This is a genomic window from Peptococcaceae bacterium 1198_IL3148 (assembly GCA_036763105.1).
Lineage (GTDB): Bacteria > Bacillota > Desulfotomaculia > Desulfotomaculales > Desulfohalotomaculaceae > JBAIYS01.
This window is the reverse complement of record JBAIYS010000064.1, coordinates 1-261: the sequence shown is the minus strand read 5'-3', so window position 1 is coordinate 261 and position 261 is coordinate 1. Positions and strand designations below refer to the sequence as shown.

Sequence of the window (261 nt, the reverse complement as noted above, 5' to 3'; positions counted from 1 at the left end):
GGACCGGGTTGGACGAACCGCTGGTGTACCAGTTATCTCGCCAGAGGTATAGCTGGGTAGCTATGTTCGGGAAGGATAAGCGCTGAAAGCATCTAAGCGCGAAGCCAACTTCAAGATGAGATTTCCCATCAATTGAGTAAGACCCCTGGTAGACTACCAGGTAGATAGGCTGGATGTGTAAGCACAGCAATGTGTTGAGCTGACCAGTACTAATCGGTCGAGGGCTTGACCTTAAAGCTTTTCTTAAATCGCTGTTCAGTT

1 rRNA gene is annotated in these 261 nt (G+C 48.7%); it reads left to right on the top strand.

What is annotated here, in order from left to right:
- Nucleotides 1-233: ribosomal RNA gene (locus tag V6C27_14910) — 23S ribosomal RNA — on the top strand; the annotation flags it as partial.
- Nucleotides 234-261: the final 28 nt, after the last annotated feature.